Source organism: Xylanibacillus composti (genome assembly GCF_018403685.1).
Taxonomy (GTDB): Bacteria; Bacillota; Bacilli; order Paenibacillales; family K13; genus Xylanibacillus; species Xylanibacillus composti.
Map to the genome: position 1 here is coordinate 115639 of NZ_BOVK01000006.1, position 22209 is coordinate 137847.

Genomic DNA, 22209 nt, shown 5'->3' on the forward strand with positions numbered 1-22209 from the left:
GACTGGGGTTATGCGATTTCTATGGGGAATGGGGGGAAATGATACTCGTTTTGCAGCACAGTGACTCTGAATGGCAACCGGTTTTTCCTTAAGGTGAAAGGTCCGTAATCTTGTGGAAGAAGGGAGCTGACACAGGAAAATGAAAGCGATGAGAAGCAAATGGATGGCATATGTTCTAACGTTCGCCATCGCATGCAGCACGATGTGGACAGGCGGACAGCAGGAAGCGCAGGCAGCTCAGAGCGAGCCGTATGAATACAATCATGTCGTTACCGGGGCAGGCGGCGGTTTTATTCCCGGTATCATCTTCAATCCTAGTGAGAAGGACTTGATTTACGCTCGTACGGATATCGGCGGCGCTTACCGCTGGGATTCGGCAGCGAGCAGATGGATTCCACTAACCGATTTTGTAGGCTGGGATGACTGGAATAACAACGGGATCGATGCATTGGCGACAGATCCGGTTGATCCGGATCGCGTATACCTCGCTGCAGGCACTTACACGAATGAGTGGACTTCAGAGAATGGCGTCATCATGCGTTCGACGAATCGCGGGGATACGTGGGACGTGGTTCCGCTTCCTTTCAAGGTAGGGGGGAATATGCCAGGCCGTTCCATGGGAGAGCGCTTGATGGTAGATCCGAACGATAATCGGATTCTCTATTTCGGAGCCCGCAGCGGGCATGGCTTATGGCGAAGCACGGACTTTGGCGCTACATGGTCCAAGGTTGAGAGCTTTCCTAATCCAGGTACGTACGTGCAGGATCCGTCCAACAGCTATCAGGCTGATATTGTCGGGCTGGCCTGGATAACCTTCGACCCCGCGACAGGATCTCCGGGACAAGCTACCCAAACCATATATGTAGGGGTAGCCGATACGGAAGAAAGCATCTACCGAAGCACGGACGGCGGGGCCACTTGGCAAGCTGTTCCCGGACAGCCGAGCGGGTTCTTGCCGCATCACGGTGTGCTGTCATCCACCAGGCAGCTTTATATTACGTACAGTGATGGCGTCGGGCCTTATGACGGAACAAAAGGAGAAGTATGGAAGCTGGACACAGCAACAGGCATCTGGACAGATATTAGTCCGGTTCCGAGCAGCAGCGAGGACAACTACTACGGTTACGGAGGTCTGGCCGTTGACGCTCAGCAACCGGATACGCTTATGGTCGCCACGTTGAATTCCTGGTGGCCGGACGCTATCTTATTCCGAAGCACGGACGGGGGAGCAAGCTGGACGCGAATCTGGGATTGGGATGGCTATCCAGGCAGAACGATGCGGTACACGCAGGATGTCTCTGCTGCGCCCTGGCTTACCTTCGGGGTTTACCCGATCCCGCCGGAAATCACGCCTAAGCTGGGCTGGATGATTGGGGACTTGGAGATTGATCCTTTTGACTCCGATCGGATGATGTATGGTACCGGGGCAACGCTTTATGGAACCAATAACTTAACGGACTGGGATGACGGTCAGCAAATTCACATTACAGTAATGGCCGCGGGAATCGAGGAAATGTACGCCTTTGATCTTGTCAGTCCGCCGGCAGGCGCACATCTCGTCAGCGCATTCGCTGACGTATCCGGTTTCCGGCATGATGATCTGGAGGAGCCTCCTGCTACGATTCACACTTCGCCGACCTACGCATCCAGTACTAGCATTGACTTTGCTGAGCTTACGCCGAATTTTATGGTGCGAACAGGCAGTGCGAACAAGAGCGAGAATCCGAATGCCAAAGCGGTTGGTTTCAGTTACGACGGCGGAGGGAACTGGTTCGCCGGTTCATCCGAGCCTCCGGGATCGGACGGGGAGGTTGCCGTTTCTGCCGACGGAACATCGGTCGTTTGGGTAACAGGCGGCGGGGATGTTTATGTAACCAAGAACAATGGCGGCAGCTGGACACAAAGCTCGGGTATTCCGAAAGGCGCGCATGTAACCTCGGATCGGGTAAATCCGCAAGTGTTTTATGGTTATGCGGCAGGCAGTATTTATATCAGCAGAGATGGGGGAAGTTCATTTAGCGCCACAGCCGCCAGCGGACTTCCGGTGTCTGGATCCGCTGATCTTCGGGCCGTGCCCGGGCGGGAAGGAGACATCTGGTTTGCAGGCGGCGATGAAGCCGGGGGCCCGTATGGCTTGTGGCATTCTACGGATTTTGGCGAGAGCTTCGCGAAGCTGGCGAACGTAGAAGAAGCAGACGGGGTCGGCTTTGGCAAGCCAGCGCCCGGACAAGCTTATCCGGCATTGTACATCATAGCTCAAATAGATGGTGAGCGCGGATTTTTCCGTTCGGATGATGTCGGGGCATCCTGGGTGAGAATCAACGACGATCGGCATCAGTACGCACGTGTGACTACCATTTCGGGAGATCCCCGAATATATGGCAGGGTTTACGTAGGGACGAATGGCCGCGGCATCGTGTATGGCGATCCCGCACACGTAGAGGGACCGGGAGAAGGACCAGGAGAAGGGCCAGGAGAACAGGACTCCACGCTGAATATAACAGCGGCGACCTTCGATAAACGAGCCGGCAGTTCGTCTGCCATCGAGGTGAACATGCATCTCAACGGCAACTCATTGCTTGCAATTACGAAGAATGGCGCAGCGCTGATTGAAGGAGAGGCTTACGCGCTGTCCGGGAATACGGTGATTTTCGACCAAACCTATCTGGCTGGCTTGCCGAACGGGTCCCATTCGTTCGTATTTGAATTTAGCGCAGGTGCACATGCAGTATTCACCGTGAACGTTGTGGATACGACCCCTTCACAGCCTGCCGGAGATTTGGCAGTGCAATACCGGGTCGGGGACGCGAGCGCTTCGGACAATGTCATGAAGCCGTTGCTGCAGATCGAGAACAACGGTACTGCCCAGGTCCATTTAAGCGACCTGACCATCCGATACTACTTCGCAAACGACAAGCAGCAGAATGTCTTTTGCGATTGGGCGCAGCTCGGCTGCGCCAACATTCGAACAAATCTAGTGGAATTGCCCATTGCGGCTAATGACGCAACCCACTATCTGGAGATCGGCTTCAATGGCGGCAGTCTTGCACCAGGAGCAACGACCGGCGAGCTGCAGCTGCGCATCCACAATCAGGACTGGAGCAACATAGACGAATCGGATGACTATTCATACAACGCGCAGCAAACATCGTACGCTGACTGGGAACGAGCGACCCTTTATGAAGGCGGAAATTTAATTTGGGGAATAGAGCCTTAGGCTCTGCTCCCCCTCCCGTCTTATTCCAGTCACTCATCGTTGCAGGACGATGAACTGCTTGCGGGATTTTTGGAAAACGGTTTCCTTGTCCGGAAGGGAGGTGATCGCCAAGAAAAGAAGGGGAACCGGCAGGCATACAGGTAAACAGCATCAATCCATTCAGCAAACTTCTGTTATTCAGAAAGGAGACACAACTCATGAAGAAAATTTTGTCCATGTGTATCGCGTTCATTATGGCTTTGACCGTGTCGATTCAAGTATTACCCGCTTCAACGTCAGAGGCTGCACCGAAGGATCTGGTATCGCAAAACGGGCAATTGCAGGTAGTCAATGGCCAATTGCGAAATGCAGCGGGACAGCCGTTCCAGCTTGTCGGCATTAGCTCGCACGGCTTGCAATGGTTCGGACAGTACGTAAACGAAGACAGCATGAGATGGCTTCGTGACGATTGGGGAATTAATGTGTTCCGTGCTGCCATGTATACGGCAGAGGGCGGGTATATTACAAATCCTTCCGTGAAGGAAAAAGTGAAGGAAGCTGTTGAAGCAGCCATTGCCCTGGATCTTTATATCGTCATTGATTGGCACATTCTTCAGGATAACAATCCGAACCAATATAAAGAACAGGCCAAAGCATTCTTTGCGGAAATGTCTGCATTGTACGGACAATATCCGAACGTGATTTATGAAATTGCGAATGAGCCGAACGGCAACGTCACCTGGAACAATGATATTAAACCGTATGCGGAAGAAGTCATCCCTGTCATTCGGGCCAATGACCCGGACGGCATCGTAATCGTCGGGACCGGTACCTGGAGCCAGGATGTGCATCATGCCGCAGACAATCAGCTGTCCTTCAGCAATGTGATGTACGCGGCGCATTTCTATGCTGGCACGCACGGCCAATTTTTGCGTGACCGCATTGACTATGCGTTGAACAAAGGGGCCGGAATCTTCGTATCAGAATGGGGAACCAGCGATGCTACCGGCGGAGGCGGCGTCTACCTGACACAATCCCAGCAATGGATCGATTTTATGAACAGCCGCAATATTAGCTGGATTAACTGGTCGCTTGCCGACAAGAACGAATCGTCCGCGGCGCTGCGGCCCGGTGCAAGTCCGACTGGCGGTTGGACCAACGCGCAGTTGAGCACCTCCGGGCAATTCGTGCGCGAACAAATCCGCAACACGTTGGGAGTTGGCGGCGGAGGACCCGTCATTCCACCGGCTCCTACAGGGCTTACCGCTTCCGCGGGCAATGGCCAAGTGACACTTTCCTGGTCCGGCTCTGTCGGAGCCAGCGGCTACAACGTAAAACGCTCCACCTCGTCCGGGGGCGGGTATGCGACAATTGCCAGCAATGTGAACGGCACGTCCTTCACGGATCAAAACGTCACAAACGGAACGACGTATTATTATGTTGTAAGCGCTGTCAACAGCTCGGGACAGAGCGGCAATTCGGCGCAAGTGTCGGCCACGCCGCAAGCTAATAACAACGGCGGCGGTACGAGCGGCGATCTTGTTGTGCAATACCGCGTCGGCGACACAAGCGCAACCGACAACCAAATGAAGCCGCAGCTGAATATTAAAAATAATGGAAACAGCTCCGTCAACCTATCGAATCTGAAAATCCGTTATTACTTCACGAATGACAGCGGTAAAACGATCAACAGCTTCTGCGATTGGGCTGAGGTAGGATGCAGCAATATCTCGGTAAACTTTGTCCAAATCTCTGGAAATCAGTACTATGCGGAAATCGGATTCACGTCCGGGGCCGGCAGTTTGAGCGCCGGGGCCCAAAGCGGGCAAATGCAGCTTCGCTTCCATTATACGGACTGGTCGAACTTCAATGAAAGCAACGACTACTCCTATGGCGGCAACCAATCATCATGGGCCGATTGGGATCGGGTAACCCTGTATCAAAACGGCAGCCTGGTATGGGGAACAACCCCTTAATCACATAGCAGGTTGCAGCAAAGCGAGGGCATAAGGATGAGATATGCCCTCGCTATTTCCTAGCATCCGCTATCACACATAATGGGAGTGATTCATTGATGAAGCGTACATGGCACATATGCCTCGCCTTGGCTTTACTGCTGGGGATTCTGGGGGGCGCGGCACCCGCAGGTGCGGCAGTACCCGAGAAAGACTGGCTGCACGTTCAGGGCAATCAAATTGTAAATGCCAACGGCGATCCCGTATGGTTGACAGGCGCGAACTGGTTCGGCTTTAACGCTACGGAGCGCGTATTCCATGGCTTGTGGTCAGCTAACATTGAAGATATTACAAAAGCTATGGCACAAAGGGGCATCAATATTGTTCGTGTGCCGATCTCCACACAGCTGCTGCTGGAATGGCGAGATGGACAAGCGGCGCTGGCGAGCGGTGTCAACACATACGCCAATCCGGAGTTGGCGGGAAAGACAACCCTTGAAGTCTTTGACTACTGGTTGGAGCTTTGCGAGAAATACGGACTTAAGGTAATGCTAGACGTGCACAGCGCAGAGGCCGATAATTCGGGGCACCTTGAGCCAATGTGGTACAAGGGAGCCATCACGCCCGAGTTGTTTTATCAGGCTTGGGAATGGGTGGCAGAGCGATACAAGGATAATGACACCATGATCGCTTTCGACATTCAGAATGAGCCGCACGGCAATCAGTCGCAGAGCCCGAGAGCCAAGTGGGACGGAACTGCAGATGTTGACAATTGGAAGCATGCCTGCGAAACAGCCGGCAATCGTATTCTGGCGATTAATCCGAACGTGCTGATCCTGTGCGAAGGCATCGAGATATACCCGAAAGATGGCGCAAATTGGACATCGACGAATGAGAATGATTACTACTCAACCTGGTGGGGCGGCAACCTGCGGGGCGTTCGCGATTACCCGATCAATCTGGGCGCGCATCAAAACAAGCTTGTATACTCCCCGCATGATTATGGCCCGCTTGTCTTCGAGCAAGACTGGTTCAAGAAGGACTTTGACAAGCAGTCGTTGACAAACGATGTGTGGAGACCGAACTGGCTGTATATTCATGAAGAGAACATCGCGCCTCTCCTAATGGGCGAATGGGGCGGACGGTTGGGCCAAGATGCGCGGCAGGATAAATGGATGTTTGCTCTGCGCGATCTGATGATTGAGCACGGCATTCACCACACGTTCTGGTGCATAAACCCGAATTCCGGCGATACAGGAGGCTTGCTCCTTGACAACTGGACCTCCTGGGATGAGCAGAAATATGCCATGCTAAAACCGGCCTTGTGGCAAAGCGGAGGCAAATTTGTTGGTCTGGATCATCAAATTCCGTTAGGCGGCATTGGCAGCACTACAGGAATAAGCCTTGGCGAAATGTATGGGAACGGCACTCCGAACCCGCAGCCTCCGACCGCGCCTGGAGGGTTAAGCGCTGCGGCGGGCAACAGCCAAGTATCGCTTAGCTGGAGCGCTTCTGTCGGCGCAACGAGTTACACGGTGAAGCGCGCATCAACGAGCGGCGGTCCATACACCACTGTGGCAACCGTTAGCGGAACCAGCTACACAGATACAGGCCTGATAAACGGGACAACCTACTATTATGTAGTCAGCGCAGCAAATAGCGCAGGGACAAGTGCGAATTCTGCCCAAGTTAGCGCAACGCCGCAAGGAGGGGGAAATGTACAGAGCAATCTGGTTGTCCAATACCGTACCTCCGACACGAATGCCTTTGATAATCAAATCAGGCCGCAGTTCAATATTAAGAATCTGGGGACATCTGCAGTGGCCTTAAGCGACCTTAAACTTCGCTACTATTTCAGCAAGGAAGGCAATGCGCCGATGAATGCCTGGGTCGACTGGGCAGTGCTAGGCAGCAGCAATATCCAGACAGCCTTCACTGCAGACTATGTGGAAGTGAGCTTTACATCAGCTGCCGGCGCTATTGCGGCGGGCGGTCAGACGGGAGACATTCAGCTTAGAATGGCCAAAACAGACTGGTCTAACTTTGATGAGACGAATGATTATTCTTACAATGACGCCATGTCCTCCTATCAGGATTGGGATAAAGTGACCCTTTACTACAACAATACGCTTGTTTGGGGTATCGAACCGTAAAGGAGCGCTCCCTTCAAGTTTCTGCCTCCGGAGCTTCAACCCGCCGTTCATTTCCTATACAATAGAAGATATAGACAGAAGCTGTATAGCAGGAGGTACCTATCCTTGAATTATCCGAAAGCGTATGTCGACTATCTCGTTTATTTCCATGCGGCAAGAGATTACTTCGAGTGCCATGAAGTGATGGAAGAATATTGGAAGGAGCATCCGGATGATCCGTTGAAGGAAGTATGGCATGTCTGCATACAATTGGCGGTGACGGCTTATCACGAACGAAGGGGAAACTTCGCCGGAGCGCTGAAAATGCTGAAGCAGGCACGCAGTCGCATGCGTGCAACGGGGATGCCCTTGCTTTTGAACAAGGCTGGTCTTGACGCAGAGCGGTTGAATTCAATGACGGAGCATTGGCAGTGCAAGCTGGAGACTGCTTCTTCTGAAGGTTTGCAGGAGCAAAACGAAAGCAGGTTTGCCGACCCTGTCCTGCCAATCGTTGACCAATCGCTTCTTCAAGCAAGTCGAGCTGAAGCGGAACGCCGCGGTCTAATGTGGCTTGCGCCCAGCAGGATGGACGAAGCTTCTCTCATCCACAAGCACAAGCTGCGTGATCGCAGCGATGTGATGAAGGCTCGTCAGGAAGCCTGGCTGCGCAAACGCACATCTGACTGAACCATGCCGGCCGCGATTTTGTCGGCACTGATGAGCATTCACGCAGGGCATGAAGAAGGAGCTGTCCCGAAGTCATCGTATGACTTTGGAGGCAGCTCCTTCTTTCTTGTACTGCTCGCTTTAGTACTCGTAACCGTTAATGACAAGATCTAGCGCCCCGGTATGGGGATCGATGATAAGGCCGTGAACGGGTACATTCTTCGGGAGAAGCGGGTGGTTCCGGATAATCTCCACACTATTGACGACGCCATCCCGCACATTGTCGAAGCCAATAAGCCAGCGATTCAGGTGGATGCCGGCATGCTTCAGCGTAGTGACCGTATCCTCGGCTATGCCGCGGTCATACATCTTTTGCAGCATGGTTTCAGAATTCAAGCCCGTCATCCCGCAATCGTGGTGTCCGACGACGACAACCTCTTCCGCTTTTAGCGCGTACAGGGCAACCAGAATGCTGCGCATAATATTGCCGAAGGGCTGCAGGACGATTGCACCGGCATTCTTAATAATTTTCGCATCGCCGTTTTTCAAGTTCATCGCCTTCGGCAGCAGCTCGGTCAATCGCGTATCCATGCAAGTCAAGATAACCATCTTCTTCTCAGGAAACTTGGAAGTGGCGTACTTCTCATATTCTTTATTGACAACAAAATGTTCGTTGTGCGCCAGGATATTGTCCAAATTGCGGTTCATGTGCAACACCTCATTTACATTCTAATTTCATATGTTTTGCGCAGTGCCCGCAGACTGAAGCGTAAGATCGTTGCCGTAAATTTGCCCGCTGCTTTTCAAGACGAAGCCTTTCGTATCTTCCCGGAAGTCCAGCGTCATCTGTTCGTCGAAAAATACGGCATGACGCTTCAGCATAATAATAGGTTGAGGGCTCGCTGATTGAAGCAGGCTCGCTTCGATATAAGGCTCAGCCGGCAGCTGTTGACGCGGCAGCACCGTAAGCGCGGCAACACCGGAAACAGCGCAGCCGCACCCTTCCGAATCATAGTGAATCCAGAGGACATCCTCTTCACTCAGCGATTGACGCAGCGATTGGGCAGCCGCGTCTGTAAGAAACATTTCCATTTATACACCCCGCATTCTTGGAATGAAAAGTGATGAGACGAGTATGAGCGAATCTTGTGAGCGAGCGATCCTGCCTATTGTACCACAACTTTTTTCGTATTTCTCCCTGCATGTGTTAAAATTTTAATCATCCACTTTCGAAGGGAGCAGATGCTGCATGCATACAGATTGGAAGGAAGAGCTTGCATCATTTCGGCAATTGGTCCAAAAGATGAAATCGTATGAAGAGGCTTTGGGCGTCATGTACTGGGATCTGCGTACAGGAGCGCCGCGCCGGGCGGTGGAGGGCCGATCCGCTGTGATCGGCATGCTGAGCGGGGAGATGTTCAAGCTCCAGACTTCCCCGGAGATGGGCAGGGCATTGCAGCGATTGTCGGCTGAAGACGTACAGCAGCAGCTGGAGCAAGTCGATCGCAAAATGGTGGAGGAGTGCAAGAAGGAATATGAAAGAAGCACCAAAATTCCACAGGACCGCTATGAGGAATTCGTTGTGCTCACCTCACAAGCCGAATCGGTATGGGAGGATGCAAAGGAAGCATCCGATTTTGCCATGTTCCTGCCTTATCTGGAGAAAATCATTGCCTATACGAAAGAGTTTATTGAACGATGGGGGTATGAGGGCCATCCGTACAACGCCTTGCTGGATCAATATGAGCCGGGCATGACGACCGGACAGCTGGATAAGGTATTTGGCGAGCTGCGTTCACGCACCGTTCCTTTGCTGCAGAAGATCGCATCTTCTCCCCACCAACCGGACAGCTCCTTCCTCAAACGCTCTTATGATAAGGAAGAACAGCGCAAGTTTAGTCATTACATACTCGAGCAGATGGGATATGATTTCGCAGCCGGACGATTGGACGAGAGCGTTCACCCGTTCGCAACCGGGCTCAATCCGGGCGATGTGCGGATCACGACGAGCTTCCGCCCCGATGATATCAGCTTCTCCTTGTTTTCGACTATTCATGAAGGCGGACATGCTTTGTATGAACAAAACCTTTCTCAGGATTTGATGGGGACGGTATTGTGTACGGGAACTTCTATGGGAATTCATGAGTCGCAGTCGCGGTTCTGGGAAAACAAGGTAGGCCGCAGCCGGCCTTTTTGGCGACGGTACTTCAAGGAGCTGCAACAGGCATTTCCGGGCGCCTTCGACCAGGTGCAGCCGGATGATTTTTACCGGGCGATCAACGTTGTGCAGCCATCGCTCATCCGGATTGAGGCTGACGAGTTAACGTACAACCTGCATGTGATGATACGCTATGAACTGGAGAAAGCGCTGTTCGGCGGCGAGCTGCAAGCTGCGGAACTGCCAGAAGCCTGGAACGCCAAGTACGAGGAATATTTGGGCGTGAAAGCGAATCGCGATGCGGAAGGCGTGCTGCAGGACGTGCATTGGGCGGGCGGCGCTTTCGGCTATTTCCCGTCCTACTCCTTGGGCAATATGTACGCGGCTCAAATATACCATGCCATCCAGCAAAGCTTGCCAGACTTCGAGGGATTGATCGAACGGGGCGAGCTGCATCCGATCAAAGACTGGTTGAGCGAACGGATTTACCGGTTCGGCAAGCTGCTTACACCGGCGGAAGTGATCCAGCACGTGACAGGAGAACCGTTGAATCCCCAGTATCTGGCGGATTACCTTGAGGCCAAATACAAAGACATCTACCGGATTGACTGATGGCTTATGAAGTTCTTTTTTGGCATTCGTGTGTGGAAAACGGCAGTTGCTGCAGTAGCGGCTGTCTATTTGGCCGGCGGGATTGGCCTTTCCCACTCCTTATCGGCGGGATTGCTGGCCGTGCTTGGCGTGGAAGTAACGCGGAAGCGAGGGATCGTTAGCGCAACCCAGCGTTTTCTTGCCTCTATCGTCGGATTGCTGATCGGAGCATTTCTTTTTTACTTGTTTGGCTTTGAAAACTGGGTCATAGGCTTGTTCATCCTCGTCGCCTACCCGATTCTTGCGAAGGTCAAACTAAAGGATGGGATTATTACCAGCTCCGTTGTGGTGCTGCACGTTTTCACGGAAGGTCGGATTCACGTTGACATGTTGCTCAATGAAATTGCCCTGCTCGTGATCGGACTCGGGTGTGCTACGATCGTCAACATGGTGTACATGCCTGGTGCAGATGAAAAGCTCGGAGAGCTGCGAGCTCGAACAGAGAGGCAATTCTCCTCCATTTTTTTGGCGATTGCCGAGCATCTGCGCGATCCGCATATCCTGTGGGACGGCAAGGAATATTCCGATGCGGTTGACGCGGTGGAGCAGGGAATTTCGCTCGCCGCGCAGGCGGACGAGAACGCGCTGTTTCGCCATGAGCACTATTGGCAGGAATACTTCCACATGCGCCGCTCCCAGCTGGAATCCATTGGACGGATGATGGGGTTGGTCGCGCAAATCTATGATAAGCTGCCGCAGGCGGTGCTGACAGCGCAAGTCTTCGAAGAATTAAGCGAGGATGTCAAGGCGGATGCCTACACGGGAAGAGCGGAAGCGGATTTGAAGGAGCTGGAGGCCGCCTTTCAGGCGATGGACCTTCCTGCAACACGGGAGGAGTTCGAGCTTCGCTCGGCAATTTTGCAGCTTTGTGTGGAGCTTCGCACCTACCTCGAAACGGCCAAAAGGGAAAAAAAGCGGAGAGAACCTTTGAAATCGGCATGAAAGTTTTTGTCACTCTAGACCAATGTCCTGCATACATTTGTTAGTGAATGATTGCATGGAGGAGGTTTGGAAAAGATGTCGATGGTAGATAAAGACCTGCAATGCAGAGAAATCATCACAAAAGCAGTATGCGGCAAAGGTCGTAAGTTCTCCCATGTCACCCATACGGTAACGCCGCCTCATAAACCGACCAGCATACTTGGCGCATGGATCATCAATCACCAGTATGAAGCGGTTAAAGCAGAGGACGGCATTGAGGTTGTCGGTACTTACGATATAAACATTTGGTATTCCTACGACAGCAATTCCAAGACGGAGGTTGCCAAAGAAACGGTATCGTATGTAGAATTAGTGCCGCTCTCCTACGTTGATCCCAAGCATCGCGCCTCAACGGAAGAAGTAAGCGCAACGTCGACACAGGAACCGAATTGCGTGGAAGCAAGCATCACAGCAGGCGGTGACGGCGTCCTTATCCGCGTGGAACGCGAATACCAGGTGGAGCTGGTTGCGGAAACGAAAGTATGCGTCGTCGTTTGCCAGAACGGATGCAATGATTTCGGGGACAAAGAATTGGACTTCTTCGAAGCTCATGGCGACGAAGAATATGACGATCTGGACGCCGACCTGCTCGATGATGAGGACGAATTCGTTTAATTTCTCTATACTGTATGCGCGATGCAGCTGAAGGGAGGGGGCGTAAGCCCTCTTTTTTTGTAAATAATCTGTGTTGACGGGGCTTATCGATTTCTGACGCGGATGCTGTCAGGGCACAGCGTTTCCGGCAAAGGCAGGGGACGACGGTCAATTCAGACGCCAAAGGAAAGGGGATGGGCGTGTGGCGCAAAATTGGACAGAAAGCCTAATACGCAATGGGATACCTGTGGTTGCGCCGGACGGCACACAGCCCGCAAAGATTCTCCAGTACCGTCGATACGCCGTGCAGGTGCACCATTTCCGGATTGCGCAGGCGGTTTCCATTAAGCCGTCTGGTCCGGGACTTCAGCCTGTAAGCCAACGGATTGTACAGGAGGAAGATCCCGCGCTCTGGAACAAGCTGGAGCGCACAGCCTCGCGGGCGGTATATGCCGCCGGCTGGCAAGCAGGAGTTGTGAAGCTGGAGCTGAGAGGGAAGTCTGCTGTCGTGGTTGCTTGCGAGGAACTGTCGGGGAGCGGACGGTTGGCAGCGAGACCTATCCACCTGCCTCATAAGCAGCCTGTGTTGATTGGCATGGACCCTGAATTTGTCCTGCTGCGGGACAACGGGCGCATTGCGCTGGCTTCCCGGTATGTTGGCCGACGAGGATTGACGGGAAGCGACGGTATTCGCGTACGCGGCAGAGTCCTGCATCCGATCGTCGAGCTTCGTCCGCAGCCGGCATCCGATCCCGACCTGCTGTTTCGTCGTTTGAAAGGCGCGCTTGTGCGGGCTGCACGGCAAATAACGGACAAAGATTTGCGCTGGGCAGCGTCAGGTATGCCGGTGCGCGGAATAGCCTTGGGCGGCCATATTCATATAAGCGGCATTGCATTGACGGACGAGGTGGTTCGGGCGCTCGATCAATATGTAGCGCTGCCGTTCTTGATGGTGGAGGACAGCGCTTCGCTTCGTCGCAGGCCGAAATATGGATGCTTGGGCGATGTGCGCCGCCAGCCGCATGGAGGATTCGAATATCGTACTTTGCCAAGCTGGCTCGTTGCTCCGAAATACACTTATGCTGCAATCGTGCTGTGCAAGCTGGCGGCTGAGCATGCCGGGCGGCTGACAACCCGTTCCTTGTTCGATCGACGTCTGCAAGAAGCTTATTATGCGGGAAACAAGCAGGTGCTGCTGCCTGTAGTCAGACAATTGTATGAGGAATGGCAAAGCTTGCCCGCGTACGTCCCGTACAGCCGGAAGCTGAAGCCGTTCTGGGATCAAGCGTTGTCCGGCGAGTCTTGGTCCTGTGATCGCGATATGCGTCATGCATGGAAATTGTTCCGTTACCAATGCCAGACCTGAGTATGTTATAATAGAATGATAGATTTGGCAGAAGGGACCGGATATGCGTATGGCCAATTACACGCCGATGATTCAGCAATATTTGGCGATTAAGGCAGAAGTGCCTGATGCTTTTTTGTTTTTCCGTCTAGGCGATTTCTACGAATTATTCTTCGAAGATGCCATTCGCGCGTCGCGAGAATTGGAGATTACCCTAACAGGCCGGGATGGAGGCGCTGCCGAGAAAATTCCGATGTGCGGCGTACCTTACCATTCATCGGAAAGCTACATATCACGGCTTGTACAGAAGGGCTATAAGGTCGCAATCTGTGAGCAGGTAGAGGATCCTTCACAGGCCAAGGGGGTAGTGCGCAGGGAAATTGTGCGCATTGTTACGCCCGGCACGGCCATGGAAGGCAGAACCTTGTCGGAGACAGGCAACAACTTTATTTTGTCGTTATTTGCAGAAGAAGGAGGCTATGCTTTGGCAGCCTGTGATCTGACTACAGGGGAGGTGTATGTGACACATACACGAGCCGGCGCCTCGACCATTCTTGAAGAGGCGGGGGTATATGCGCCCTCGGAGGTGCTCGCGCCGCCCGGCATGGTGAAGCTTGTGGAGGATGAAGCGGCTCGCTGGCCGCGAACTGCCGTTGTCACTGCATGGGAAAGGTCTGCGGACGAGCAGGCGGTTCTGCAATTTGGCGCCGCGCGATTGGACGAGCTGCCGGATTCCTCACGGACAGCTGTTTCGCGGCTGCTTGGCTATTTGCTGGAAACGCAGAAGCGCTCGCTGTCTCATCTCACGAAGATCAAGGAATATGAAACGGAGCAGTTTATGGTCCTGGATCCGTTTACCCGACGCAATCTTGAACTGACCGAGACTGTGCGAGACCGCTCGCGAAAAGGCTCGCTGCTGTGGGTGCTCGACAAAACGGTCACGGCAATGGGCGGGCGTATGCTGCGCCGGTGGATTGACAAGCCGCTTGTGCAGAGGAGCAAAATCGAGGAGAGGCTGGAAGCTGTCGGCGTACTGAATCAGGATCTGATCCTGCGGGAGGAAATTCGCACGGCTTTGCGCGATGTCTATGATTTGGAGCGGCTGGTTGCCCGGATTTGCTTCGGTACGGCGAACGCCCGGGATTTGACGGCGCTTCGGGTTTCTCTGGAAAAGGTTCCGATTGCGCTGCAGCTGTGCCGGGAATCGCAATCGCAGACACTGCGTGCGCTTGTAGCCGATACCGATGCTTGCGAGGATATAGCTGCCTGGATCGCTTCTGCGATTCAGGACGAGCCGCCGGTTTCCGTAAGGGAGGGCGGCATGATCCGTGACGGGTACGACCCGCATTTGGACAAGCTGCGGGAGGCCAGTACGGGCGGGAAGCAGTGGCTGGCCGAGCTGGAACGGAAGGAGCGGGAGGCTACCGGGATCAAAACGCTCAAAATCGGATTCAACAAAGTGTTCGGCTACTATATCGAAGTAACTAGGGCCAATCTCTCCGCTCTGCCGGAAGGCAAATACGAGCGCAAACAGACGCTGGCGAATGCAGAACGATTTGTGACGCCCGAGCTCAAGGAGAAGGAAGCCTTGATTCTGGAAGCCGAGGAACGGATGGTCGGCCTGGAATATGAACTGTTCAGCGAATTGCGAACCCGCATTGCCGGAGAAAATCTCCGCATGCAAAAGCTGGCGGAAGTGATCGCAGCGCTTGACTGCCTCCAGTCGTTCGCGGAGGTGAGCGCGAAGCGCCAATATCGGAAGCCGCAGCTTACGGAAGGATTTGACCTGCAGATCAAGGAAGGGCGGCACCCTGTGGTGGAGGCTGTGATGCCGGGCCAATCCTTTATCCGCAACGACACACAGCTGCTTCAGGATCGCGGGACGATGCTGATTACAGGACCGAATATGGCCGGGAAGAGCACTTATATGCGGCAGGTGGCATTAATCGCCATAATGGCGCAAATTGGCTGCTTTGTTCCGGCGGAATCGGCGTCGATCCCCGTGATCGACCGGGTATTCACCCGCATCGGCGCAGCGGACGATTTGATCGGCGGCCAAAGCACCTTCATGGTCGAGATGATGGACATTCGCGTTATGACGGAACGGGCTACTCCGCGCAGCCTGGTCATTATCGATGAGCTGGGCAGAGGCACTTCGACAGGAGAAGGCATGGCAATAGCCCAGGCTGTCATTGAGTTTCTTCACAATCAAATCGGCTGCAAGACATTGGTGTCCACACATTTTCACGAGCTGGCTCATTTGGAAGAGAGCTTGTCCTCGCTGCGCAACTACAGCATGACGGTGAAGGAAAGCGGGGAACAGGTCACGTTCCTCCGCAAGCTAGCGGAAGGAGCCGCCTCTACCAGCTATGGCATCTATTGCGCTAGAGTGGCAGGGTTGCCCGGAGAAGTCATTGAGCGGGCGTATGCCTTGCTGAGCCGGTTCGAGCGCAGGGAGGCTGAGCTTGCACGGGAAACGGGGCCTGCTTTAGAGGCTGCCGACAGGCAAGAAGCAGCGGATAACAGACAGGTGAAGCAGCTGAGCCTGTTTGAACAAACGGACGATCCTTGGCCGCGGGAGGGCAAGCTGCAAGGGCCGACGGCTCGAGAACGAGCTGCCGAGAAGGGCCTGTCACCTGGTCGTACTAAGGAAGAGGATACTGTGCTGCCGAAAGAAAGAGCTGCATTGGAGCAAATTCGCAGAACGGAATTAATGAATATGACTCCGCTTGCGGCACTTAACTTTCTGCACGAATTGAAACAGAAGCTGAGCGAGTAATTACACCCACAAAAGGAGTCGATAACAATGAGCTGGAAGAAATCATTTCTGTTTATCCTGACCTTTTCCTTGCTGATGACCGCTGTTCCGGTTGCTGCCGCAGAGAATGACGACATTTATCTGGAGGTTAAGGAGCTTCTGTCGGCGCTTCACGTCAACGGCATGGATATGGACGAATTTAAATCGGATACAATCGACGGGTTGCTGGAAGAGCTTGACGACCCTTACACCGAATATTTCACCGCGGAAGAATGGAGATCGTTCCAGAGCGGGATTGAGCAGCAATATGTTGGCGTCGGCATTCGCATCGCACAGGATGACAAGGGCATCTATGTGGTAGAAGTGTTCGAGGATTCGCCTGCGAAGAAAGGCGGCATGTACCCTGGCGACTATATCATTCGGGTCAACCAGGAATCCATGATCGGCAAGAGTCTGGATGAACTGACGGCGAGAGTGATGGGATTGGAAAATACGGCAGTCATTGTGACCGTTTTGCGCGATGGCGAAGAAAAGGACCTCCGTATGATTCGCAAGCAAATCAGCGTTCCATCGGTAACAGGCGGATGGTTCGAACGGGAATCTGTCGGGTACATCAAAGTCAGCAGCTTCTCGCTGGATGCCAATCTGGAGTTTGCCAGACTGATGGAGCAATTCGAAGAACAGGGCATGCAGGCGCTTTTGCTTGATCTGCGGGACAATCCGGGCGGATATTTGAATACAGCGCAGCTGCTCGCCAAGCACTTTGTAAAAGAAGGAATCCTGATTCATACCCGCGACCGCAACCAGGAAGACATTCCTGTACGCATTGTTGGCGGCAAAAATATGGAGCTCCCTGTTTATGTCCTTGTAAATGAAGGCAGTGCAAGCGCTTCGGAAGTGCTTGCCGGCGCCTTGCAGGATTATGGCGTAGCGAAAGTTGTGGGAACACAGACTTTCGGCAAAGGAAGCGTTCAGCAATCGTTTCTGCTTTCGAATGGCGGCGTGTTGAAAATTACGGTAGAGGAATACTTTACTCCAAACAATCGCCAGGTTAATCATGTCGGCATAACTCCGGACTACGAAGTGCATGGCACTGCGAGCCAGGTGATGTTCGCCTTGCGTGCTGCAGGAGCAGAAGAACTCACTTTGAGAATCGCTCAGAGCGGTTGGTCGCTGAACGGCGTTTCCTTCCCTGAACGTTTGCGCGTAATCGAACGTGACGGAAAACTGTTTGTGCAGGTTCGTACCCTGGCCGCAATGGCAGGCGAAAGCATCTCCTGGGACGGCAAAGCCAAAGAGGTGGTATTCGGCGGAGGTGCGCGCTTTGCATCCGGCTCGGAGGCAGTAGTCATGGAGAACGGGATCAATTATGTGAATGTGGAAGCTTTCGGAAAGCAGTTTCCGGCATTTCGTTCTTGGAAGGAGCAGCAGGATTGGGTCATGCACTTCGCCGACCATGCAACCCCAAGCAATGTCGGAATAGAGGATGAGGCTGCGTGAGCAGAATTCGAGTTCTGGATGAGCATATCGCCAATCAGATCGCCGCTGGTGAAGTCATTGAGCGTCCCGCTTCGGTCATGAAAGAGCTGGTGGAGAATTCTGTGGATGCCGGCGCTACCCGCATTGACATTACGGTCAAGGAAGGCGGGCTCGAATTGATCCGCGTACAGGACAACGGCTCAGGCATTGCGGCAGAAGATTGCGAGACGGCCTTTCAGCGTCACGCCACAAGCAAGATCTCCAGCGGCCGGGATTTATTCCATATTCGCAGCTTGGGATTTCGCGGAGAGGCGTTGCCGAGCATTGCCGCAGTGGCCAAAGTCCGCTGCGTTACTTCGGCAGGCGGGGATGGCCTAGGCAGGCTGCTCGTCATGGAAGGCGGCCGGGTTCGTGAATATGCCGATATCGCAGCCGATCAGGGAACGGACATGACGGTCACGGACCTGTTCTATAATACGCCTGCCCGCTTGAAATATATGAAGACGGTGCAGACCGAGCTGGGGCATATATCCGACTATATATACCGCATGGCACTAGCTCATCCGGGCATCGCCTTTTCCTTGCGACACAATGACAACCTGATGCTGCAGACGAACGGAGACGGGGACATGCGTCAGACGGCTGCCGCCATCTACGGCGTTTCGATAGCGAAAGCGCTCGTTCCTGTGGAGGGGGAAAGTCCGGATTACCGCGTAACCGGATACACTGCCAAGCCGGAAGTTACCCGGGCCAACCGCTATGGCATGACGACTATAATCAATGGCCGGTATGTGCGGCATTTCGGTTTAAACCAAGCTGTTATGCGTGCCTATCACACGCTTTTGCCTATCAATCGCTTTCCCGTATTTATGCTGCGCATCGAGATGGATCCCTCGCTTGTGGATGTCAATGTGCATCCGGCCAAGCTTGAAGTGCGCTTCAGCAAGGAGACGGAGCTCCTTGCCTGGATCGAGCAGGAGGTCAGGCGGGCGCTGGGAGCCATGTCCCATATCCCGAAGGCGGTCAAGCGCGAAGGGAAGGGAACTGCGGCAGTGCAGGAGCAATTGGCATTCCCGGCCACAGAACGCCGGAAGTCTGGCAGCGAGCCGACTGCATGGTCTGCGGCGGCACCGTCTACAAACAGCGAACCAGCTCGATCGGATCAGGCGTCTTTGCCTGGCAGGTCCATGCTGGGAAGCTCGCGGCCCGCTAAAGAACAGCAACGTTCTGCCTATACTTCCGGGGCAAGCGGATCTAGCGGTGCAGTTCGCGAGCGGCAAACGGCGTTGCCGAACGGTCAGGGCGAGGAGATTGCACGACGCCTGTACGCGCCCCCTCAACTACCTTCTGCTCGTGGGCAGGAGGAGCGGTCTGACGCTGCATCGTTCCATACGCAGCATCCGGAGAAGGAGGCGGAAGCGCGGTCTGCCGAACAAGCACAGCCCGCGATCCAGACGGACAATGCGTCCGCATCCGAACAGGCGGCAGATTCTCTTCCCGGCCTGCCGAAGCTTTATCCGGTCGGCCAGGTATTGGGTACTTACATCGTTGCCCAAAACGAAGAGGGCATGTTTCTCATTGACCAACACGCTGCACATGAACGCATTCACTACGAGCTGTTTTATGAGAAGTTTGGCAATCCTGCCGAGGCAAGCCAAGAGCTGCTTGTCCCGATTACATTGGAGTTCACCCCATCGGAAGCGGCTGCGCTGAAGGACAGATTCTATTATCTTGAGCAGCTTGGCGTATACATGGAACCGTTTGGGGGCAATACCTTTAAGGTGACCTCTCACCCGCACTGGCTGCCGAAAGGGATGGAACAGCAAGTCATCGAAGAGCTTTGCGAGTGGCTGCTGCGCGAGAAAAAGGCGGTTGACCTGGCGAAGTTTCGGGAAGCTTCCTCCATTCTATGTGCCTGCAAAGCTTCGATCAAGGCGAACCAAGCTTTATCGATCCAGGAATGCGAGACGCTGCTTGACCGCTTGCGAGCCTGCAACATTCCCTATACTTGTCCGCACGGTCGCCCGATTGTCATTCGCTTTTCCCAGTATGAGCTCGAAAAAATGTTCAAACGCACAATGTAAGCAGGTGAAAATCATGCTGTGGTTTACGACATCCCATAAGGTTACCGAGCAGCTGGAAGCGGAGGCCATTCGACTAGCCGACTGCTACAAGGGGCAATATGCGCCACGCGGGGACTTATCTGTTGCCGGGTGGCTGGGGAAGCGCCAAACAGACGGCGCCTTTATATTGACCAACAACGGACTGCGCTATAGCAGCAAGGAAGGACAGCCCTTGTTCTTTCATCCTAATATGGCTTACGTCCGATTGCAGAGAGTTGTGCGAGGAGGGCATGATCCGCTGCTGAAAGCGGTGCAGGCTGAAAGCGGCGACCATATCGTAGATTGTACGGCCGGATTTGCCGCGGATGCGATCATGCTGGCTCATGCCGTCGGACCTCGCGGAAGCGTTACGGCACTGGAGAGTGCCCGGGAAATGTACATACTGGTTAAGGAAGGGCTGCGATCGTACACTTCGGACTGGCCCGAGCTGCAGGAAGCCATGTCCCGTATTCAACTTCAGCATGCGGACTATGCGCAATGGCTTCGGTCGCGTCCCGACGACAGCTGCGACATGATTTATTTCGATCCGATGTTTGAGCAACCGGTTGAAGCCAGTGCGTCCATCTCGCCGCTGCGCGCGCTTGCCAATCCTGCACCCCTGGACTTGTCATCGGTGCAGGAGGCTTGCCGGGTTGCGCGCAAACGCGTGGTGCTAAAGGACCGCAAAGGGAGCGGGGCATTCGATCGCTTAGGCTTTTCGCTGACAGGAACGTCCTCCAATCAAGTAGCATATGGGGTGATCACGCTATGAACAACGCCAGGCAAAAGCTGCTTGTGCTGGTCGGCCCGACAGCGGTGGGCAAAACGGCATTAAGTCTCGCCTTGGCTAAGCGGTTCCAATGCGAGATCATATCCGGCGATTCGATGCAGGTGTACCGCGGCATGGATATCGGGACAGCCAAGGCGACGCCCGAGGAGAGGAGCATGGTTCCTCATCATCTCATCGATATTTTGGACCCTGAGGAGGCATTCTCGGTTTCCGATTTTCAAGCGTTGACGCGGCAGACTATAGCCGGCGTGCAGGCCCGCGGCCGTCTCCCGTTCCTTGTGGGCGGCACAGGACTCTATGTCGAATCGGTATGCTACAACTACGAGTTCTCGGAAGCCGAATCTGATGAGGCGTTTCGCAGCGAGATGCAGCGCAAAGCAGAGCTGGAAGGGAACGAGTCGCTTCATCGGGAATTGGCAGCCATTGATCCCCAATCCGCGTCCAGACTTCATCCGAATGACGTGCGCCGGGTCATACGCGCGCTCGAGGTATACAAGCTTACCGGACGCACCATGAGCGACCAGCTTTCCAGGCAGCAGAAGGAGCCGATGTATGATTTATGTCTGATTGGGTTGACAATGGACCGTACGATCTTATATAAACGTATTGAAGAGCGTGTCGACCTGATGATGCGTGAAGGGCTGCTGGACGAAGTGGAGCGCTTGATCCGCAGAGGCTTGCCCAGAAGCTCCGTAGCGCTGCAAGCATTAGGCTACAAGGAGTTTCTCGATTATTTCGAAGGAAGCTGTACGCTGGAGGATGCGATTGCCCGGCTGAAGCAGGATACGAGAAGGTTCGCCAAGCGCCAGCTGTCCTGGTTTCGGCACATGAAGGATATTCATTGGTTTGACGTCACGGATGAGCAAAAAAAAGTACAGCAGATCGAGGAAATTAGTGGTATAATAGCGGAAAAGCTGAATTTACCAGGCAATGACTAAAGGGGGACCCTGTAGTGAATAAATCAATCAATATTCAGGATACGTTTTTGAACCAGCTGCGCAAAGAAAACATTCCGGTCACTGTCTACTTGACGAACGGCTTTCAAATTCGCGGTCAAATTCGTGCCTTTGATAATTTTACGATTGTCATTGACAGCGAAGGCAAGCAACAAATGGTCTACAAGCATGCCATCTCCACTTTTATGCCGCAGCGCAATGTTTCCTTAATGCCGCAAGAGCCCGATTCCGAATCCTAATCGGCAACCTTTGCAACGTTTCATGCGTATATAGAATAACCCGAAAAACAACCCTTTCCAACCGGGGGTTGTTTTTTTTGAGCACTGGGCCAGCAAGGGCGCTTGAACTTCTTGCAAGTTTTGAGCATTTTTTGCGGCATTGGACCCGTGAATCCAACTCATCTGTCATTTGGCGGGTTCAGTCTAGTGCGGGCTGCACATAGACAT

At 53.7% G+C, this 22209-nt stretch carries 16 protein-coding genes; 14 read left to right on the forward strand and 2 right to left on the reverse strand.

What is annotated here, in order from left to right:
- The first annotated feature begins 139 nt into the window (after positions 1–139).
- The 4 genes from XYCOK13_RS02380 (at position 140) to XYCOK13_RS02395 (ending at position 7970) form a co-directional block, all read left to right on the forward strand.
- Positions 140–3217: a cellulose binding domain-containing protein gene (locus XYCOK13_RS02380; protein ID WP_373314302.1), complete on the forward strand. Its 3078-nt coding sequence runs from the start codon at positions 140–142 to the stop codon at positions 3215–3217.
- A gap of 197 nt (positions 3218–3414) precedes the next feature.
- Entirely contained in the window at positions 3415–5172 is a 1758-nt protein-coding gene (locus tag XYCOK13_RS02385) for a cellulase family glycosylhydrolase (protein ID WP_213410278.1), read from the forward strand.
- Positions 5173–5270: 98 nt separating this feature from the next.
- On the forward strand, positions 5271–7304 hold the full coding sequence (locus XYCOK13_RS21785; RefSeq protein WP_244864944.1) for a cellulase family glycosylhydrolase: 2034 nt from the start codon (positions 5271–5273) through the stop codon (positions 7302–7304).
- Positions 7305–7409: 105 nt separating this feature from the next.
- Positions 7410–7970 (forward strand): DUF309 domain-containing protein, encoded by a 561-nt coding sequence (locus XYCOK13_RS02395; protein WP_213410280.1) that lies wholly within the window; start codon positions 7410–7412, stop codon positions 7968–7970.
- A 120-nt stretch (positions 7971–8090) separates the two neighbouring features.
- Here XYCOK13_RS02395 and XYCOK13_RS02400 read toward each other — a convergent pair whose 3' ends face one another.
- Positions 8091–8657: a beta-class carbonic anhydrase gene (locus XYCOK13_RS02400; protein ID WP_213410281.1), complete on the reverse strand. Its 567-nt coding sequence runs from the start codon at positions 8655–8657 to the stop codon at positions 8091–8093.
- Between the two features lie 27 nt (positions 8658–8684).
- A complete protein-coding gene (locus XYCOK13_RS02405; RefSeq protein WP_213410282.1) occupies positions 8685–9041 on the reverse strand; it encodes an iron-sulfur cluster biosynthesis family protein in 357 nt (118 codons plus the stop codon).
- Between the two features lie 157 nt (positions 9042–9198).
- On the opposite strand from XYCOK13_RS02405, the gene XYCOK13_RS02410 reads away from it, so the two are divergent.
- The 10 genes from XYCOK13_RS02410 to hfq all read left to right on the forward strand — a co-directional run bounded on the left by XYCOK13_RS02410 (position 9199) and on the right by hfq (position 22002).
- Positions 9199–10719 carry a carboxypeptidase M32 gene (locus XYCOK13_RS02410; protein ID WP_213410283.1) on the forward strand — a complete coding sequence of 507 codons (1521 nt, stop codon included), beginning with the start codon at positions 9199–9201 and terminating at the stop codon, positions 10717–10719.
- 6 nt (positions 10720–10725) lie between these two features.
- On the forward strand, positions 10726–11700 hold the full coding sequence (locus tag XYCOK13_RS02415; protein WP_213410284.1) for an aromatic acid exporter family protein: 975 nt from the start codon (positions 10726–10728) through the stop codon (positions 11698–11700).
- A gap of 75 nt (positions 11701–11775) precedes the next feature.
- A complete protein-coding gene (locus XYCOK13_RS02420) occupies positions 11776–12354 on the forward strand; it encodes an outer spore coat protein CotE (protein ID WP_213410285.1) in 579 nt (192 codons plus the stop codon).
- A 181-nt stretch (positions 12355–12535) separates the two neighbouring features.
- Positions 12536–13699, forward strand: a complete 1164-nt coding sequence (locus XYCOK13_RS02425; RefSeq protein WP_213410286.1) for a putative amidoligase domain-containing protein — start codon at positions 12536–12538, stop codon at positions 13697–13699.
- A gap of 49 nt (positions 13700–13748) precedes the next feature.
- Positions 13749–16457, forward strand: a complete 2709-nt coding sequence (mutS, locus tag XYCOK13_RS02430) for a DNA mismatch repair protein MutS (RefSeq protein ID WP_213410420.1) — start codon at positions 13749–13751, stop codon at positions 16455–16457.
- A gap of 27 nt (positions 16458–16484) precedes the next feature.
- Positions 16485–17936, forward strand: a complete 1452-nt coding sequence (locus XYCOK13_RS02435) for a S41 family peptidase (RefSeq protein WP_213410287.1) — start codon at positions 16485–16487, stop codon at positions 17934–17936.
- Positions 17933–19999: a DNA mismatch repair endonuclease MutL gene (mutL, locus tag XYCOK13_RS02440; protein ID WP_213410288.1), complete on the forward strand. Its 2067-nt coding sequence runs from the start codon at positions 17933–17935 to the stop codon at positions 19997–19999. The genes XYCOK13_RS02435 and mutL overlap by 4 nt, the downstream gene beginning before the upstream one ends.
- A gap of 13 nt (positions 20000–20012) precedes the next feature.
- Positions 20013–20789 (forward strand): class I SAM-dependent methyltransferase, encoded by a 777-nt coding sequence (locus XYCOK13_RS02445; protein ID WP_213410289.1) that lies wholly within the window; start codon positions 20013–20015, stop codon positions 20787–20789.
- Entirely contained in the window at positions 20786–21745 is a 960-nt protein-coding gene (gene miaA / locus XYCOK13_RS02450; RefSeq protein ID WP_213410291.1) for a tRNA (adenosine(37)-N6)-dimethylallyltransferase MiaA, read from the forward strand. The genes XYCOK13_RS02445 and miaA overlap by 4 nt, the downstream gene beginning before the upstream one ends.
- Positions 21746–21759: 14 nt before the next feature.
- Entirely contained in the window at positions 21760–22002 is a 243-nt protein-coding gene (gene hfq, locus XYCOK13_RS02455; RefSeq protein ID WP_213410292.1) for an RNA chaperone Hfq, read from the forward strand.
- Positions 22003–22209 lie beyond the last annotated feature (207 nt).

What these genes read in the sequence shown, in the direction of transcription:
- XYCOK13_RS02380 (WP_373314302.1), top strand. Translation starts at nt 140, where the DNA reads ATGAAAGCGATGAGAAGCAAATGGATGGCATATGTTCTAACGTTCGCC.
- XYCOK13_RS02385 (WP_213410278.1), top strand. Translation starts at nt 3,415, where the DNA reads ATGAAGAAAATTTTGTCCATGTGTATCGCGTTCATTATGGCTTTGACC.
- XYCOK13_RS21785 (WP_244864944.1), top strand. Translation starts at nt 5,271, where the DNA reads ATGAAGCGTACATGGCACATATGCCTCGCCTTGGCTTTACTGCTGGGG.
- XYCOK13_RS02400 (WP_213410281.1), bottom strand. Translation starts at nt 8,657, where the DNA reads ATGAACCGCAATTTGGACAATATCCTGGCGCACAACGAACATTTTGTT.
- XYCOK13_RS02405 (WP_213410282.1), bottom strand. Translation starts at nt 9,041, where the DNA reads ATGGAAATGTTTCTTACAGACGCGGCTGCCCAATCGCTGCGTCAATCG.
- XYCOK13_RS02410 (WP_213410283.1), top strand. Translation starts at nt 9,199, where the DNA reads ATGCATACAGATTGGAAGGAAGAGCTTGCATCATTTCGGCAATTGGTC.
- XYCOK13_RS02415 (WP_213410284.1), top strand. Translation starts at nt 10,726, where the DNA reads ATGAAGTTCTTTTTTGGCATTCGTGTGTGGAAAACGGCAGTTGCTGCA.
- XYCOK13_RS02420 (WP_213410285.1), top strand. Translation starts at nt 11,776, where the DNA reads ATGTCGATGGTAGATAAAGACCTGCAATGCAGAGAAATCATCACAAAA.
- mutS (WP_213410420.1), top strand. Translation starts at nt 13,749, where the DNA reads ATGGCCAATTACACGCCGATGATTCAGCAATATTTGGCGATTAAGGCA.
- XYCOK13_RS02435 (WP_213410287.1), top strand. Translation starts at nt 16,485, where the DNA reads ATGAGCTGGAAGAAATCATTTCTGTTTATCCTGACCTTTTCCTTGCTG.
- XYCOK13_RS02445 (WP_213410289.1), top strand. Translation starts at nt 20,013, where the DNA reads ATGCTGTGGTTTACGACATCCCATAAGGTTACCGAGCAGCTGGAAGCG.
- miaA (WP_213410291.1), top strand. Translation starts at nt 20,786, where the DNA reads ATGAACAACGCCAGGCAAAAGCTGCTTGTGCTGGTCGGCCCGACAGCG.